Genomic DNA, 13,357 nt, shown 5'->3' with positions numbered 1-13,357 from the left:
CTTTGCTAATCTGCGCCTTCCGCAGCATTGCGCCCCCTTGGCGCCTTCTCCGATGACCGACTCCTCCGTGGCCGCCTTTCGCGTGGCCTCCGGCTCCGGTGCCCGCACACGGGTCTGGGACCTGCCGACGCGCCTTTTTCACTGGGCGCTGGCCATCGCCGTCATCGGCATGATCGGCACCGGCTTGGGCGGTGTCATGGAATGGCACTTCCGCCTTGGGTACACGGTGCTTTCGCTGCTGCTGTTCCGGTTGCTCTGGGGTTTTGTGGGCGGTCGCTGGTCGCGCTTTGCGGCCTTCGTCTACGGGCCGGGGTCGGTCGTGGCCTACCTGCGCGGACGGGCGCATCCGGACCACTTGATCGGGCACACGCCGTTGGGTGCGCTGTCGGTGTTCGCGGTGCTGGCGATCCTGGCGTTGCAGGTCGCTACCGGGCTAATGGCAGATGACGAGATCTCGGCGTCCGGGCCGCTCACTCGTTTTGTCTCGGGCGAGGTCGTAAGCCTGGCCACGAGTTGGCACAAGGCGCAGGGCAAGTGGGCCGTGATCGCGCTCGTGAGCCTGCATGTGCTGGCGGTGCTGTTCTACGTGCTCGTCAAGCGGCATCGCCTGGTGCGGCCGATGGTGACTGGCGACAAGCTGGTTTCCGCCGAGAGCGGCCAAGTGGCGCCGAGCCGCGACGATGCGGCCTCGCGCTGGCTTGCGCTGGTGTTGTTCGCGCTGTGCGCGGGCGTGGCTTACTGGGTTTCTTCGTTGCGCGTATGAGCTTTTCCGTGTCACGCCCCCTGCCGCTGTCGGCGATGCCGGCCGTCGTGCTGCTCACTCCCGAAGAAGCGCACGAGATCGAGGCCGCGCGCGCGATCTTCAGCGACTACGCGGGTTCGCTGGGCATCGATCTGGACTTTCAGGATTTCGACAGCGAGCTGGCCCAGCTGCCGGGCGAGTACGCCGAGCCACGCGGCACGCTGTTGCTCGCGCTGGTCGATCCGGTCAATGTCTCGGAAGACGCCGGGCGCCAGGCGCCGACGCTGCAGCGCGCCGACGGCACGCTGGCGCATGTGGCGGGGTGCTGCGCGCTGCGCCCGCTCGACAGCGCGGACTACGTGAACGCTGCGGAAATGAAGCGCCTGTACGTACGCCCCGGCTTTCGCGGCCTTGGCCTGGGCCGTCAGCTGGCCGAGGCGATCATCGATGCCGCACGCAGCGCGGGATACGGTTGCGTGCTGCTCGACACGCTCGACGACATGGAGTCGGCGCGGGCTCTCTACGAAGACCTGGGCTTCGCGGAGGTGCCGCCCTACTATCACAACCCCGTCGCCGGGGCCCACTACCTCAAAGTGGATCTCTGATGACCGGGGTAGCCGATCAGCCGCGGGCCTGGGCCAGCAGCGTATCGGCGTCGCTGACTTCGAACTTGCCCGGCGCCTCGACGTTCAGCGTCGCGACCTTGCCGTCCTTCACGAGCATCGAATAGCGGTTACTGCGCAGGCCCATGCCACGGCCGGTCAAATCGAGCGTGAGGCCGGTGGCCTTGGCAAAGTCGGCGCTGCCGTCGGCCAGCATGCGCACCTTGGCGCCGGTCTTCTGGTCGCGCGCCCAAGCGCCCATCACGAAGGCGTCGTTCACGCTCACGCACCAGATCTCGTCCACGCCGGCGGCCTTGAAGTCGTCGAAATGCTGCACGTAGCCCGGCACATGCTTGGCCGAGCAGGTGGGCGTGAAGGCACCGGGCAGCGCGAACAGCGCGATGGTCTTGCCCGCCGAAGCCTTGCTCACGTCCACAGCGTTCGGGCCGATGCTGCAGCCTTCGCCTTCGACCTCGGAATATTCCTGCAGGGTGGCCGAAGGAAGGGTGTCGCCGACTTTGATCATTGAATGTGCTCCTGAAAAAGAAAAACGGCCCACATTGTGGGCCGTTTCCAGATGGGCTGTATCGAGCCGGGGATGATCAGACCAGAACGGCCTTCTCGACCAGACGGGTCACGACCCAGTTCTTGGTCTTCGAGATCGGACGGCTTTCCGTGATCTCGATGGTGTCGCCCAGCTTGTACTCGCCCTTTTCGTCATGGGCGTGGTACTTGCTCGTCTTGGCCACGATCTTGCCGTAGAGCTCGTGCTTCACACGGCGCTCGACCAGCACGGTCACGGTCTTTGCACGCTTGTCGCTGACCACCTTGCCGATCAAGGTGCGCTTGAGGGATTTTTTAGCTTCCGTCATGTTCACTCCTTACTTGGCGGCGGGGGTTTCTTGCTGCTTCTGAGCAAGAATGGTCTTGGCGCGTGCGATGTCGCGACGCGTCACGCGCAGCGTCGAGGTGTTCGACAGCTGTTGCGTGGCTTTCTGCATGCGCAGGCCGAAATGGGCCTTCTGCAGATCCTTGATTTCGGCTTGCAGGCCCACGACGTCCTTCGTGCGCAGGGTTGCAGCCTTCGTCACCTTGGCCGGAGCCGCGGTTTCTTTTTTCTTACGTGTTGCCATGGATGTTCTCCTCTCAGGCGCCGAGCTGGCGAGCGACGAACGTCGTACGCAGCGGAAGCTTGGCGGCGGCCAGGCGGAACGCTTCGCGGGCGAGCTCTTCGGGCACGCCGACGATCTCGAACACGATCTTGCCAGGCTGGATTTCAGCGACGTAGTACTCGGGGTTGCCCTTACCGTTACCCATCCGCACTTCAGCGGGCTTGGTAGAGATTGGCTTGTCCGGGAACACGCGGATCCAGATACGGCCACCGCGCTTCACGTGACGCGAAATCGCGCGACGAGCGGCTTCGATCTGGCGCGCCGTGAGGCGGCCGCGGTCGGTGCATTTGAGACCGAAATCACCGAACGCAACCGAGTTACCCGTGGTTGCGATGCCGGTGTTGCGGCCCTTTTGTTCCTTGCGGAACTTTCTGCGTGCAGGTTGCAGCATGTTTTGTTACTCCGTGAGGGCCCCAGGCACTTGCGTGCCCGGGAGCGACCGATTACTCGGTCTTGGCACCGTCCGCTGCTGCAGCGGGCGCGGCTTTGCGGACGCGCTTAACGGCGGGTTTCGAGTCTGCACCGGCACCGCCGGTTGCTTCTGCGGGCTTGTCGCTGCCATCGGCCGGGGCGGTGTTGCCACCGATCGGGCCACGGGCACCGGCACGCGGGCCGGGACCACGACGGTCGCTACCCGGACGGTCGCCACCAGGGCGGCCATCACGGCGCGGACCGCGCGGACGACGTTCTTCTTCAGGACGCGGCGTTTCGACGGCCGGCAGGTCGTTACGACCCAGCGTGTCGCCCTTGTAGACCCAGACCTTGACGCCGATGACGCCGTAGGTGGTCTTGGCTTCCGAGGTGCCGTAGTCGATGTCGGCGCGCAGGGTGTGAAGCGGCACGCGGCCTTCGCGGTACCACTCGGTACGTGCGATTTCGATGCCGTTCAGGCGGCCAGCCGACATGATCTTGATGCCCAGGGCACCCAGACGCATGGCGTTTTGCATGGCGCGCTTCATGGCGCGGCGGAACATGATCCGCTTTTCGAGCTGCTGCGTGATGCTGTCGGCGATCAGCTGCGCATCGATTTCGGGCTTGCGCACTTCTTCGATGTTGACCGCAACCGGCACGCCGAGCTGCTTGCCCAGTTCGCGCTTGAGGTTCTCGATGTCTTCGCCCTTCTTGCCGATCACGACGCCCGGACGTGCCGAGTAGATCGTGATGCGTGCGTTCTTGGCGGGACGCTCGATCATGACGCGCGACACCGAAGCGTTCTTCAGCTTCTTCTTCAGGTATTCGCGAACCTTGATGTCTTCGGCCAGCATGCCCGCGAAATCGCGGTCGCTTGCGTACCAACGGCTGGACCAGTTACGGGTGACCGCAAGGCGGAACCCGGTTGGGTGGATTTTCTGTCCCATATTTCTTCCAGGCCTTCTTAGTTGCCAACCGTCACGTACACATGGCACGTGGGCTTGCTGATGCGATTGCCGCGACCCTTGGCCCGCGCCGTGAAGCGCTTGAGCGTTGCACCTTGCTCGACGTAGATGGTCTTGACCTTCAGCTCGTCGATGTCGGCACCGTCGTTGTGCTCGGCGTTGGCGATAGCCGACTCCAGCACCTTCTTGATGATCACAGCGGCCTTTTTCTGCGTGAACTGCAGAACGTTGAGCGCTTGATCGACCTTCTTGCCGCGGATGAGATCCGCGACCAGACGGCCCTTGTCGACCGACAGGCGGACACCGCGGAGGACTGCACGTGTTTCAGACATGGTCGTTCCTTACTTCTTCTGGACTTTTTTGTCCGCGGGGTGCCCCTTGAACGTGCGCGTGAGCGCAAATTCGCCGAGCTTGTGGCCGACCATCTGGTCGGTGATGTACACGGGCACGTGTTGCTTGCCGTTGTGCACAGCGATGGTCAGACCGATGAATTCGGGCAGGACCATCGAGCGGCGCGACCAGGTCTTGATCGGCTTCTTGTCCTTGGTCGTCACGGCCTTGTCGGCCTTGGCCACGAGGTGGTGGTCGACGAAAGGACCCTTTTTGAGAGAGCGAGTCATTGGCTATCCCTTACTTCTTGCGACGCGACACGATGAAGACCTGCGTGCGCTTGTTGTTACGGGTGCGATAGCCCTTGGTCAGATTGCCCCATGGGTCGACAGGATGGCGGCCTTCGCCAGTCTTGCCTTCGCCGCCACCGTGCGGGTGGTCGACCGGGTTCATCACGACGCCGCGAACGGTCGGGCGAATGCCCTTCCAGCGCTTGGCGCCTGCCTTGCCGAGTTGGCGCAGGCTGTGCTCTTCGTTGGCCACTTCGCCGATGGTCGCGCGGCATTCGATGTGAATGCGGCGGACTTCGCCCGAACGCATGCGGACCTGAGCGTAAACGCCTTCACGGGCCAGCAGCGTAGCCGACGTACCGGCCGAACGTGCGATCTGCGCGCCCTTGCCGGGTTGCAGTTCGATGCAGTGGATCGTCGAGCCGACCGGGATGTTGCGGATCGGCAGGGTGTTGCCGGCGCGGATCGGGGCTTCGGCGCCCGACAGCAGCGTTGCACCAGCTTCAAGACCGCGCGGAGCGATGATGTAGCGGCGCTCGCCGTCGGCGTAGCAGACCAGAGCGATGTGGGCGGTGCGGTTCGGGTCGTACTCGATGCGTTCGACCTTGGCCGGGATGCCGTCCTTGTTGCGCACGAAGTCGACAACACGGTAGTGGTGCTTGGAACCACCGCCACGGTGACGGATCGTGATGTGACCGTTGTTGTTACGGCCGGCCTTCTGGAACTGGGGTTCCAGCAGGGCCGCGTGAGGAGCACCCTTGAACAGGTGGTCACGCGAGATCTTCACCGCGCCGCGTTGGCCCGGCGAAGTGGGTTTCATCTTGATGACGGCCATGATTAAGCGCCTTCCCCGACGAGGTTGAGCTCTTGACCGGCCTTCAGCGTCACATAGGCCTTGCGAACGTTGTCGCGGCGGCCGATGGACTTGCCAAAGCGCTTGGTCTTGCCCTTGGTGTTGAGCACCGACACGCCCTGGACTTCGACCTTGAACATCAGTTCGACAGCGGCCTTGATCTCGGGCTTGGTGGCGTCTTGCAGCACCTTGAAAGTGACAGCGTTCGACTTCTCGCCGACCATCGTGGCCTTTTCGGACACGATCGGGGCGACCAGCACCGCCATCAGGCGGCCTTCTTCGAACGTACGTTCAGCGGCGGTAGGGTTCACGCGGCTCATGCGAACATCTCCTTGAGCTTGTCGACGGCACCCTTGGTGACCAGCACCTTCTTGTAGTGAACCAGCGACACCGGATCGGCGTAGCGGGGTTCGACCACGAGAACGTTGACCAGATTGCGCGAGGCAAGGTACAGGTTTTCGTCGACTTCTTCGGCGATCACGAGCACGGACTCGAGATTCATCGCCTTGAAACGGGCTGCCAGCGGCTTGGTCTTGGGCGAGTCGACCTTGATCGAATCGACCACGGCCAGACGGCCTTCGCGAGCCAGCTGCGAGAAGATGGACGCCATGCCGGCGCGATACATCTTCTTGTTGATCTTCTGCGAGAAGTTTTCGTCAGGCATGTTCGGGAAAATCCGGCCACCCCCGCGCCACAGCGGCGAGGACGTCATACCGGCACGGGCGCGGCCCGTTCCCTTTTGCTTGAAAGGCTTCTTGGTCGAGTGCTTGACCTGTTCGCGGTCCTTCTGGGCGCGCGTGCCTTGGCGTGCGTTGGCCTGGAATGCAACGACGATCTGGTGAACCAGGTCTTCGTTGTAGTCACGGCCGAACACGGTCTCGGGGGCGTCGTACTTCGACGCGGCCTGGCCTTGTTCGTTCAGGAGTTCGAGTTCCATTACTTCGCTCCTTGGGCCGCTTGCGGCTTGGCCTTGACGGCGGGACGCACGGTGACGAAGCCACCCTTCGAACCCGGAATCGCGCCCTTGATGAGCAGCAGTTGACGTGCTTCGTCGATGCGGAACACGTCGAGGTTTTGCGTCGTGCGGGTGACGTCGCCGAGGTGGCCCGTCATGCGCTTGCCGGGGAACACGCGACCGGGGTCTTGTGCCATACCGATCGAGCCGGGAACGTTGTGCGAACGGCTGTTACCGTGCGACGCGCGTTGCGAGCTCATGTTGTGACGCTTGATCGTGCCAGCGTAGCCCTTGCCGATGGAAGTGCCTTGCACGTCCACCTTCTGGCCCACGGAGAAGACGCTCGTCACTGCGATCACGCCGCCAGCCTTGTGCTGACCAGCGGTATCGGCGGTAACGCGGAATTCCTGGATGATTTCGCCTGCTTCGACACCCGCCTTGGCGAGGTGGCCGGCTTCGGGCTTGGTCACGCGCGATGCTTTGCGCGAACCGAACGTCACCTGCAGGGCGACGTAGCCATCGGTCTCTTGGGACTTGATCTGGGTCACACGGTTGTTGGACACATCCACCACCGTGACAGGAACTGCGTCCCCGTCATCGGTGAAGAGACGCATCATCCCCACCTTGCGGCCCAGCAACCCGAGGGAGTTGCTCAGACTCATTTGTTTTCTCCAAAAATGGAAACTCCCTACGCCGCTGCCACTTCAATTGGCGACAGCGTTTGCCGGGCTTCCCCGAACAGCGCAAGAAGGTTGATAAATCTCTGCCAGAACGACACCCATGCGGACGCAGCAAGGGCAGAGCCAGCGATTATAGCCCGCGATGCGGGCTCCGCGCAAGCACTGCAGTTGTGGCCGTTTTGAGGGCGCCGAAGCCCCGTTTCCGGGGTCTTTCGCGGCTTATTTCGGCTCTTTGGCCGGCAGCGAGATGATTTTTTCGCCTTCCGCGGACGACTTCATCTCGCCTGCAGCCTTCATGGCCGGGGCGGCCGAGCCGGTCTGCACGGGGATGGCGACGATGCTCATGGCGCCGTTCTGCGTAACAAAGACGTTCAGATAGGCGAGACCTTCGCGGTCGCTCGTCACCGTGGCGGTGGCGGTCGTACGCTGGCCGGCGGGAAGGGCCAGGCTGCTGCTTGTGGTCAGGGTCAGGCCGGCATCGGTCGTCAGGCGTGCGGTGGCACCTGCCGGATCGCTCACGCCGTCGAACTGCAGAACGACAGAAACCGGCCGGCCGACCTGGGCCGTACCCTCCACCCTGAACTGGATCACGACGCCTGAATCGTTGGGCTTGCGCGCCGCGACCGTCATGGGCGCAGCATTGCGGGACGAAGCGGAGTGCTTTGCGGTGCGGGGCGCCGGCACGCCATCTGCGAAGACTGGCGCCGACGCGGCAGCTAGCGCCAGGCATGCCATGGCGGCAATCGTCGAGTTGGAACGGAGGTTCATGGCGGCCTTCCTCGCTGCTACTGAATGATCACGCCGAAGCAGGTGCTGGCGGCGGAGTTGTTGAGATCGTTGACAACCAGCACATAGTCGCCAGCCGACAGGTTGACCGAACTGGTATTTCGGCTCACCACGCCACCTCGATAGATTGCGTAGTTGGGATTAGCGCCCCCCGGTGGGGAGATCGTGAACTGGTAGCCACGGTTGGCGGGCGCCGTGAAACGCAGGTACGCGAAGCTTCCGAGCTTGTTTCCGTCACGCTGAGGATCCGCAGCGTTCGTCACACAGGCCGAAGTGGCCGTACCGACCACCGCCTGCTTGTACATCGGCAGCGCGATCGACACGCCGCCATCATTGCCCTCCCCCGCGCCGTAGGCATCATTGACCGTGATGCTCTGCCCTGCGAGCAGCGAGGCCAGCGTGGATGCACTGCCCTGCGCTGTCGCGTTGAATGCCACGGCGAACGGATGGATTGAGGTGACCGGCGCGCCGCTCCTGAACGGCGCCCCCGTCATCGTGTCGTGGATCGGCTTGAAACCGACCTGCTGGTTCAGGTTCCAGAAGATCGACTGGATCGAGGATTCACGGAACCACCCTCGGTTGGTCGCCGGCCCCTGCGTGAGATCGAGGCTGCCGCCCTGGGCCTGGCCGGGTCCACCCGAATCGACATAGTTGCTACGACCCAGCGCGATGCCCGACCAGCCGTTACCCCATCCTTCGGAGAAGGCGAGCCGGCGGTCGATGAGTTCGCTCGTGGAATGCGCGCCGCCCGGCGAATCGTCGCGGCTGAAGGAGGCCTGGTAATAGTGGCCCCATTCGTGCGCGATCACCGGCGCGTCGAATTCGTCGGTGTCCACATCTTCCTTGCCAAGCACGTAGATCTCGGCACCCGAACTCCTGCCGATGAAGAACGTAGTGCCGATCTGGCCCAGCGCGATGCTGCCGCCGGAGTTCGTGTTGTTGACACTCCAGAACACCTTCAGCGACGGAAACGCCGTCGCCGGAGCCACCGACAGCACCTTCTGCATCGCGGTGTAGATCGTGTCCATCACAGCGAATGGCCCGGACACGCGCTGGCTGGTGTAGCTCGACCCGCCCCACCCGCTGCCAGCGCGCAGGTCACGCGTGAGCGCCGCGACGCCGGTGGAGAACACCGACGACTGCATGGAGTAGATCGCGCTCGACTGGGTGTTGTCGCGCACGGTGACGTCCCAACTCGGAAGCACACCGGTGCGGAGGAGCTGGGCACGCACCCGGACGATGACACTCGTGTTCATCGGAACACTCGCCGAATAAGCGCCGTTGTCGTCAGTGGAGGTGATGGCCAACTGGGTGCCACTGGTGGCATCGAGCACTTCGACATAAGCCCTGCGCACTGGCTTGATAGCGGTGTCGGCATACACCAAGCGGCCGCTGGGATTTGGCACCGACTCATAACTGGCAGTCCCGCTCAGTACAGCCACCGTCCCCGCCGGGAATACCGGCAGAGAAGAACCACCATCGCCATTTCCCGTTGTCGACGAGGCCACAGGCAACAGGGGAATGCCACCACCGCCACCTCCCCCACCGCCGCCACATGCGGTCAACAACACCGCCGCAATGCAAGCCATCAAACCCGACGCAAAAGAGATACTTTGTCTCATAGCTGTGCTGCCCTCGTTTCAGCTGTCCGACGCCTCGATGGAGGGAGGCTGTCGTCCGGCGAGGATGCCACATCTGCGTGACATAAAGCACAAAGCCCGCCTGCATTTCTGCAGGCGGGCTTCACAAATAACCGCGACGCGAGGTCGAACGGATTACTGCAGCTTGATCTCGACGTCCACGCCGGCCGGCAGGTCGAGCTTCATCAGCGCGTCCACGGTCTTGTCGGTCGGGTCGACGATGTCCATCAGGCGCTGGTGCGTGCGGATTTCCAGCTGGTCGCGCGACGTCTTGTTGACGTGCGGCGAACGCAGGATGTCGAAACGCTTCATGCGGGTCGGCAGGGGCACGGGGCCCTTGACGATCGCGCCGGTGCGCTTGGCGGTGTCGACGATTTCGGCTGCCGACTGGTCGATCAGCTTGTAGTCGAATGCCTTCAGGCGGATGCGGATTTTTTGCTTGGTAGCCATGGTGATTCCTTTGCGTCCGGCTTAGATATCGAGGATCTTGGCCACGACGCCCGAACCCACGGTACGGCCGCCTTCACGGATGGCGAAGCGCAGGCCTTCTTCCATCGCGATCGGGTTGATCAGCTTGACGGTGATGCTGACGTTGTCGCCAGGCATGACCATTTCCTTGTCCTTGGGCAGCTCGATCGCGCCGGTCACGTCCGTCGTGCGGAAGTAGAACTGCGGACGGTAGTTGTTGAAGAACGGCGTGTGACGGCCGCCTTCGTCCTTCGACAGAACGTACACCTCGGCGGTGAAGTGCGTGTGCGGCTTGATCGAGCCGGGCTTGCACAGCACTTGGCCGCGCTCGACTTCTTCGCGCTTCGTGCCGCGCAGCAGCACGCCGACGTTGTCGCCAGCCTGACCCTGGTCCAGCAGCTTGCGGAACATTTCCACGCCGGTGCAGGTGGTCTTGACCGTCGGGCGGATGCCCACGATTTCGATTTCTTCACCAACCTTGATCACGCCGCGCTCGACAGCGCCGGTCACCACGGTGCCGCGACCCGAGATCGAGAACACGTCTTCCACGGGCATCAGGAACGTGCCGTCCACGGCGCGCTCGGGCGTCGGGATGTACGTGTCCAGGGCTTCGGCCAGCTTCATGATGGCGCCTTCACCCAGTTCGCCCTTGTCGCCTTCCAGGGCGAGCTTGGCCGAGCCGTGGATGATCGGGGTGTCGTCGCCGGGGAACTCGTACTTGTCGAGGAGTTCGCGAACTTCCATTTCGACCAGTTCAAGCAGTTCCTTGTCGTCGACCATGTCGCACTTGTTCAGGAACACGATGATGTAGCCCACGCCCACCTGGCGAGCCAGCAGGATGTGTTCACGGGTCTGGGGCATCGGGCCGTCAGCGGCCGAGCACACCAAAATGGCGCCGTCCATTTGAGCGGCGCCGGTGATCATGTTCTTCACGTAGTCGGCGTGGCCGGGGCAGTCGACGTGTGCGTAGTGGCGATTGGCCGTTTCGTACTCGACGTGCGCGGTGTTGATCGTGATGCCGCGGGCCTTTTCTTCAGGCGCAGCGTCGATCTGGTCGTAGGCCTTGGCTTCGCCGCCGAACTTGGCCGACAGAACCGTTGCGATCGCAGCCGTCAGCGTCGTCTTGCCGTGGTCAACGTGACCGATCGTGCCCACGTTCACGTGCGGCTTGGTGCGGGTGAATTTACCTTTTGCCATTTTTCAATCCTTGAAAGAGCAGTGCCCGTGATTGGGTTTTATGTCTGCACCGCATTGCTGGTTCCCTCGCCACGGGCAGCGAGGGGCACACGGTCGCAGACAGATTCGAAATTGAATACTTACTTGGCGCGAGCGGCCACGATGGCTTCGGCGACGTTACGGGGGGCTTCAGCGTAGTGCTTGAACTCCATCGTGTACGTCGCGCGGCCTTGCGACATCGAGCGCAGCGTGGTCGAGTAGCCGAACATTTCCGACAGCGGCACTTCAGCCTTGATGGCCTTGCCGCCACCGACCATGTCGTCCATGCCCTGCACCATGCCGCGGCGGGACGACAGGTCGCCCATCACGTTGCCGGCGTAGTCTTCAGGCGTTTCGACTTCCACGGCCATCATCGGCTCGAGGATCACGGGGCTGGCCTTGCGGGCGCCTTCCTTGAAGCCGAAGATTGCGGCCATCTTGAACGCCATTTCGTTCGAGTCCACGTCGTGGTACGAGCCGAAGTGCAGCGTGACCTTGACGTCCACGACGGGGTAGCCCGCCAGCACGCCTTGCGTCAGCGCTTCCACAACGCCCTTTTCCACCGCGGGAATGTATTCGCGAGGAACCACACCGCCCTTGATGGCGTCGACGAATTCGAAGCCCTTGCCAGCCTCTTGCGGCTCGAGCTTCAGGATGACGTGACCGTACTGGCCCTTGCCGCCCGACTGGCGAACGAACTTGCCTTCGGCGTCTTCGACGGTCTTGCGGATCGTTTCGCGGTAAGCCACTTGCGGCTTGCCCACGTTGGCTTCCACGCCGAATTCGCGCTTCATGCGGTCCACGATGATTTCAAGGTGGAGCTCGCCCATGCCGGCGATGATGGTCTGGCCCGATTCTTCGTCGGTCTTGACGCGGAACGAGGGGTCTTCCTGAGCCAGGCGTTGCAGGGCGATGCCCATCTTTTCCTGGTCGGCCTTGGTCTTCGGCTCGACGGCCTGCGAGATCACCGATTCCGGGAACACCATGCGCTCGAGCGTCACGATCGCCGTCGGGTCGCACAGGGTTTCGCCCGTGGTGACTTCCTTCAGGCCCACGCAGGCAGCGATGTCGCCGGCGCGGATTTCGTTGACTTCTTCGCGGTTGTTGGCGTGCATCTGCACGATACGGCCGATACGTTCCTTCTTGCCGCGAACCGGGTTGTAGACGCTGTCGCCCTTGGTCAGCACGCCGGAGTAGACGCGCACGAAGGTCAACTGGCCCACGAACGGGTCGGTCATCAGCTTGAATGCCAGGGCCGAGAACTTCTCGTTGTCGTCAGCCTTGCGGATGACAGGCGCCTCGTCTTCGTCCAGGCCGTTGACCGGGGGAATGTCGGTCGGCGCGGGCATGTATTCGACGACGGCGTCGAGCATGGCTTGCACGCCCTTGTTCTTGAAGGCCGAGCCGCACAGCATCGGCTGGATTTCGCCGGCGATGGTGCGCTGGCGAATGGCCTTCTTGATTTCTTCCTCGCTCAGCTCGCCGCCTTCGAGGTACTTGTTCATCAGCTCTTCGCTGGCTTCGGCAGCCGCTTCGACGAGCTTTTCGCGGTATTCGTTGCAGACGTCGGTCAGGTTGGCGGGAATCTCGCCGTACTGGAACGTCACGCCCTTGTCTTCGTCCCAGATGATCGCCTTCATCTTCACGAGGTCGACGATGCCCTGGAAGTGCTCTTCGGCACCGATCGGGATCTGGATCACGACGGGGTTGGCCTTCAGGCGGTCCACCATCATCTGGCGCACGCGCAGGAAGTCGGCGCCGGTGCGGTCCATCTTGTTGACGAACGCGAGACGGGGCACCTTGTACTTGTTGGCCTGGCGCCAGACGGTTTCCGACTGGGGCTGCACGCCGCCGACGGCGTCGTACACCATGACAGCGCCGTCCAGCACGCGCATCGAGCGCTCGACTTCAATGGTGAAGTCCACGTGGCCAGGGGTGTCGATGATGTTGATGCGGTGTTCGTCGAACTTGCCGGCCATGCCCTTCCAGAAGCAGGTGGTGGCAGCGGACGTGATCGTGATGCCACGCTCTTGCTCTTGCTCCATCCAGTCCATCGTGGCGGCGCCGTCGTGCACTTCACCGATCTTGTGGTTCACACCGGTGTAGAACAGGATACGTTCGGTCGTCGTGGTCTTGCCAGCGTCGATGTGCGCGGAGATGCCGATGTTGCGGTAGCGCTCGATGGGGGTCTTGCGGGACATGATTTACTTTCGGGTTGAAATGCGTTGAGCGCTGGGCCCCGAGCACG

General features: G+C 63.0%; 18 protein-coding genes. 2 read left to right on the top strand and 16 right to left on the bottom strand.

What is annotated here, in order from left to right; translation table 11 throughout:
• Nucleotides 1–52 precede the first annotated feature (52 nt).
• Both NWF24_RS00880 and NWF24_RS00875 read left to right on the top strand, forming a co-directional pair.
• Nucleotides 53–763: a cytochrome b/b6 domain-containing protein gene (locus NWF24_RS00880; protein WP_258352522.1), complete on the top strand. Its 711-nt coding sequence runs from the start codon at nt 53–55 to the stop codon at nt 761–763.
• Entirely contained in the window at nt 760–1,347 is a 588-nt protein-coding gene (locus tag NWF24_RS00875) for a GNAT family N-acetyltransferase (protein ID WP_258352521.1), read from the top strand. The genes NWF24_RS00880 and NWF24_RS00875 overlap by 4 nt, the downstream gene beginning before the upstream one ends.
• 16 nt (nt 1,348–1,363) lie before the next feature.
• Here NWF24_RS00875 and NWF24_RS00870 read toward each other — a convergent pair whose 3' ends face one another.
• From NWF24_RS00870 to fusA, 16 genes are all read right to left on the bottom strand, one after another.
• Complete coding sequence (locus NWF24_RS00870; RefSeq protein ID WP_093079077.1) at nt 1,364–1,870, bottom strand: peroxiredoxin; 507 nt, start codon at nt 1,868–1,870, stop codon at nt 1,364–1,366.
• A gap of 76 nt (nt 1,871–1,946) precedes the next feature.
• Nucleotides 1,947–2,216, bottom strand: a complete 270-nt coding sequence (gene rpsQ, locus NWF24_RS00865; RefSeq protein WP_015867662.1) for a 30S ribosomal protein S17 — start codon at nt 2,214–2,216, stop codon at nt 1,947–1,949.
• Between the two features lie 9 nt (nt 2,217–2,225).
• Nucleotides 2,226–2,435 carry a 50S ribosomal protein L29 gene (gene rpmC, locus NWF24_RS00860; RefSeq protein ID WP_258355404.1) on the bottom strand — a complete coding sequence of 70 codons (210 nt, stop codon included), beginning with the start codon at nt 2,433–2,435 and terminating at the stop codon, nt 2,226–2,228.
• A 55-nt stretch (nt 2,436–2,490) separates the two neighbouring features.
• Nucleotides 2,491–2,907 carry a 50S ribosomal protein L16 gene (gene rplP, locus NWF24_RS00855; RefSeq protein ID WP_007838137.1) on the bottom strand — a complete coding sequence of 139 codons (417 nt, stop codon included), beginning with the start codon at nt 2,905–2,907 and terminating at the stop codon, nt 2,491–2,493.
• Between the two features lie 52 nt (nt 2,908–2,959).
• Nucleotides 2,960–3,874, bottom strand: coding sequence for a 30S ribosomal protein S3 (gene rpsC / locus NWF24_RS00850; RefSeq protein WP_093057771.1), 915 nt, complete (start codon nt 3,872–3,874; stop codon nt 2,960–2,962).
• A gap of 17 nt (nt 3,875–3,891) precedes the next feature.
• Nucleotides 3,892–4,224, bottom strand: a complete 333-nt coding sequence (gene rplV, locus NWF24_RS00845) for a 50S ribosomal protein L22 (protein WP_007838134.1) — start codon at nt 4,222–4,224, stop codon at nt 3,892–3,894.
• Between the two features lie 9 nt (nt 4,225–4,233).
• Nucleotides 4,234–4,512, bottom strand: coding sequence for a 30S ribosomal protein S19 (rpsS, locus tag NWF24_RS00840; protein ID WP_007838132.1), 279 nt, complete (start codon nt 4,510–4,512; stop codon nt 4,234–4,236).
• Between the two features lie 10 nt (nt 4,513–4,522).
• On the bottom strand, nt 4,523–5,347 hold the full coding sequence (gene rplB, locus NWF24_RS00835) for a 50S ribosomal protein L2 (protein WP_093057772.1): 825 nt from the start codon (nt 5,345–5,347) through the stop codon (nt 4,523–4,525).
• Nucleotides 5,348–5,349: 2 nt separating this feature from the next.
• A complete protein-coding gene (gene rplW / locus NWF24_RS00830; protein WP_093057773.1) occupies nt 5,350–5,685 on the bottom strand; it encodes a 50S ribosomal protein L23 in 336 nt (111 codons plus the stop codon).
• Nucleotides 5,682–6,302 carry a 50S ribosomal protein L4 gene (gene rplD / locus NWF24_RS00825; RefSeq protein WP_019657681.1) on the bottom strand — a complete coding sequence of 207 codons (621 nt, stop codon included), beginning with the start codon at nt 6,300–6,302 and terminating at the stop codon, nt 5,682–5,684. The genes rplW and rplD overlap by 4 nt, the downstream gene beginning before the upstream one ends.
• Nucleotides 6,302–6,982 (bottom strand): 50S ribosomal protein L3, encoded by a 681-nt coding sequence (gene rplC / locus NWF24_RS00820; RefSeq protein ID WP_093057774.1) that lies wholly within the window; start codon nt 6,980–6,982, stop codon nt 6,302–6,304. The genes rplD and rplC overlap by 1 nt, the downstream gene beginning before the upstream one ends.
• 237 nt (nt 6,983–7,219) lie before the next feature.
• Nucleotides 7,220–7,768 carry a hypothetical protein gene (locus NWF24_RS00815; RefSeq protein WP_258352520.1) on the bottom strand — a complete coding sequence of 183 codons (549 nt, stop codon included), beginning with the start codon at nt 7,766–7,768 and terminating at the stop codon, nt 7,220–7,222.
• A gap of 17 nt (nt 7,769–7,785) precedes the next feature.
• Nucleotides 7,786–9,168 (bottom strand): hypothetical protein, encoded by a 1,383-nt coding sequence (locus NWF24_RS00810; RefSeq protein WP_258352519.1) that lies wholly within the window; start codon nt 9,166–9,168, stop codon nt 7,786–7,788.
• A 393-nt stretch (nt 9,169–9,561) separates the two neighbouring features.
• A complete protein-coding gene (rpsJ, locus tag NWF24_RS00805) occupies nt 9,562–9,876 on the bottom strand; it encodes a 30S ribosomal protein S10 (protein WP_007838118.1) in 315 nt (104 codons plus the stop codon).
• Between the two features lie 21 nt (nt 9,877–9,897).
• On the bottom strand, nt 9,898–11,091 hold the full coding sequence (gene tuf / locus NWF24_RS00800; protein WP_093060175.1) for an elongation factor Tu: 1,194 nt from the start codon (nt 11,089–11,091) through the stop codon (nt 9,898–9,900).
• A gap of 119 nt (nt 11,092–11,210) precedes the next feature.
• Nucleotides 11,211–13,310, bottom strand: a complete 2,100-nt coding sequence (fusA, locus tag NWF24_RS00795; RefSeq protein ID WP_258352518.1) for an elongation factor G — start codon at nt 13,308–13,310, stop codon at nt 11,211–11,213.
• Between the last annotated feature and the right edge of the window lie 47 nt (nt 13,311–13,357).

The organism is Variovorax paradoxus (genome assembly GCF_024734665.1).
Taxonomy (GTDB): domain Bacteria; phylum Pseudomonadota; class Gammaproteobacteria; order Burkholderiales; family Burkholderiaceae_C; genus Variovorax.
Note: the sequence above shows the minus strand (reverse complement) of the source record. Positions and strands in the feature narration are given on the sequence as shown.

Coding starts and splice junctions, on each gene's coding strand:
- NWF24_RS00880 (WP_258352522.1), top strand. CDS start 53: ATGACCGACTCCTCCGTGGCCGCCTTTCGCGTGGCCTCCGGCTCCGGT.
- NWF24_RS00875 (WP_258352521.1), top strand. CDS start 760: ATGAGCTTTTCCGTGTCACGCCCCCTGCCGCTGTCGGCGATGCCGGCC.
- NWF24_RS00870 (WP_093079077.1), bottom strand. CDS start 1,870: ATGATCAAAGTCGGCGACACCCTTCCTTCGGCCACCCTGCAGGAATAT.
- rpsQ (WP_015867662.1), bottom strand. CDS start 2,216: ATGACGGAAGCTAAAAAATCCCTCAAGCGCACCTTGATCGGCAAGGTG.
- rplP (WP_007838137.1), bottom strand. CDS start 2,907: ATGCTGCAACCTGCACGCAGAAAGTTCCGCAAGGAACAAAAGGGCCGC.
- rpsC (WP_093057771.1), bottom strand. CDS start 3,874: ATGGGACAGAAAATCCACCCAACCGGGTTCCGCCTTGCGGTCACCCGT.
- rplV (WP_007838134.1), bottom strand. CDS start 4,224: ATGTCTGAAACACGTGCAGTCCTCCGCGGTGTCCGCCTGTCGGTCGAC.
- rpsS (WP_007838132.1), bottom strand. CDS start 4,512: ATGACTCGCTCTCTCAAAAAGGGTCCTTTCGTCGACCACCACCTCGTG.
- rplB (WP_093057772.1), bottom strand. CDS start 5,347: ATGGCCGTCATCAAGATGAAACCCACTTCGCCGGGCCAACGCGGCGCG.
- rplW (WP_093057773.1), bottom strand. CDS start 5,685: ATGAGCCGCGTGAACCCTACCGCCGCTGAACGTACGTTCGAAGAAGGC.
- rplD (WP_019657681.1), bottom strand. CDS start 6,302: ATGGAACTCGAACTCCTGAACGAACAAGGCCAGGCCGCGTCGAAGTAC.
- rplC (WP_093057774.1), bottom strand. CDS start 6,982: ATGAGTCTGAGCAACTCCCTCGGGTTGCTGGGCCGCAAGGTGGGGATG.
- NWF24_RS00815 (WP_258352520.1), bottom strand. CDS start 7,768: ATGAACCTCCGTTCCAACTCGACGATTGCCGCCATGGCATGCCTGGCG.
- rpsJ (WP_007838118.1), bottom strand. CDS start 9,876: ATGGCTACCAAGCAAAAAATCCGCATCCGCCTGAAGGCATTCGACTAC.
- tuf (WP_093060175.1), bottom strand. CDS start 11,091: ATGGCAAAAGGTAAATTCACCCGCACCAAGCCGCACGTGAACGTGGGC.
- fusA (WP_258352518.1), bottom strand. CDS start 13,310: ATGTCCCGCAAGACCCCCATCGAGCGCTACCGCAACATCGGCATCTCC.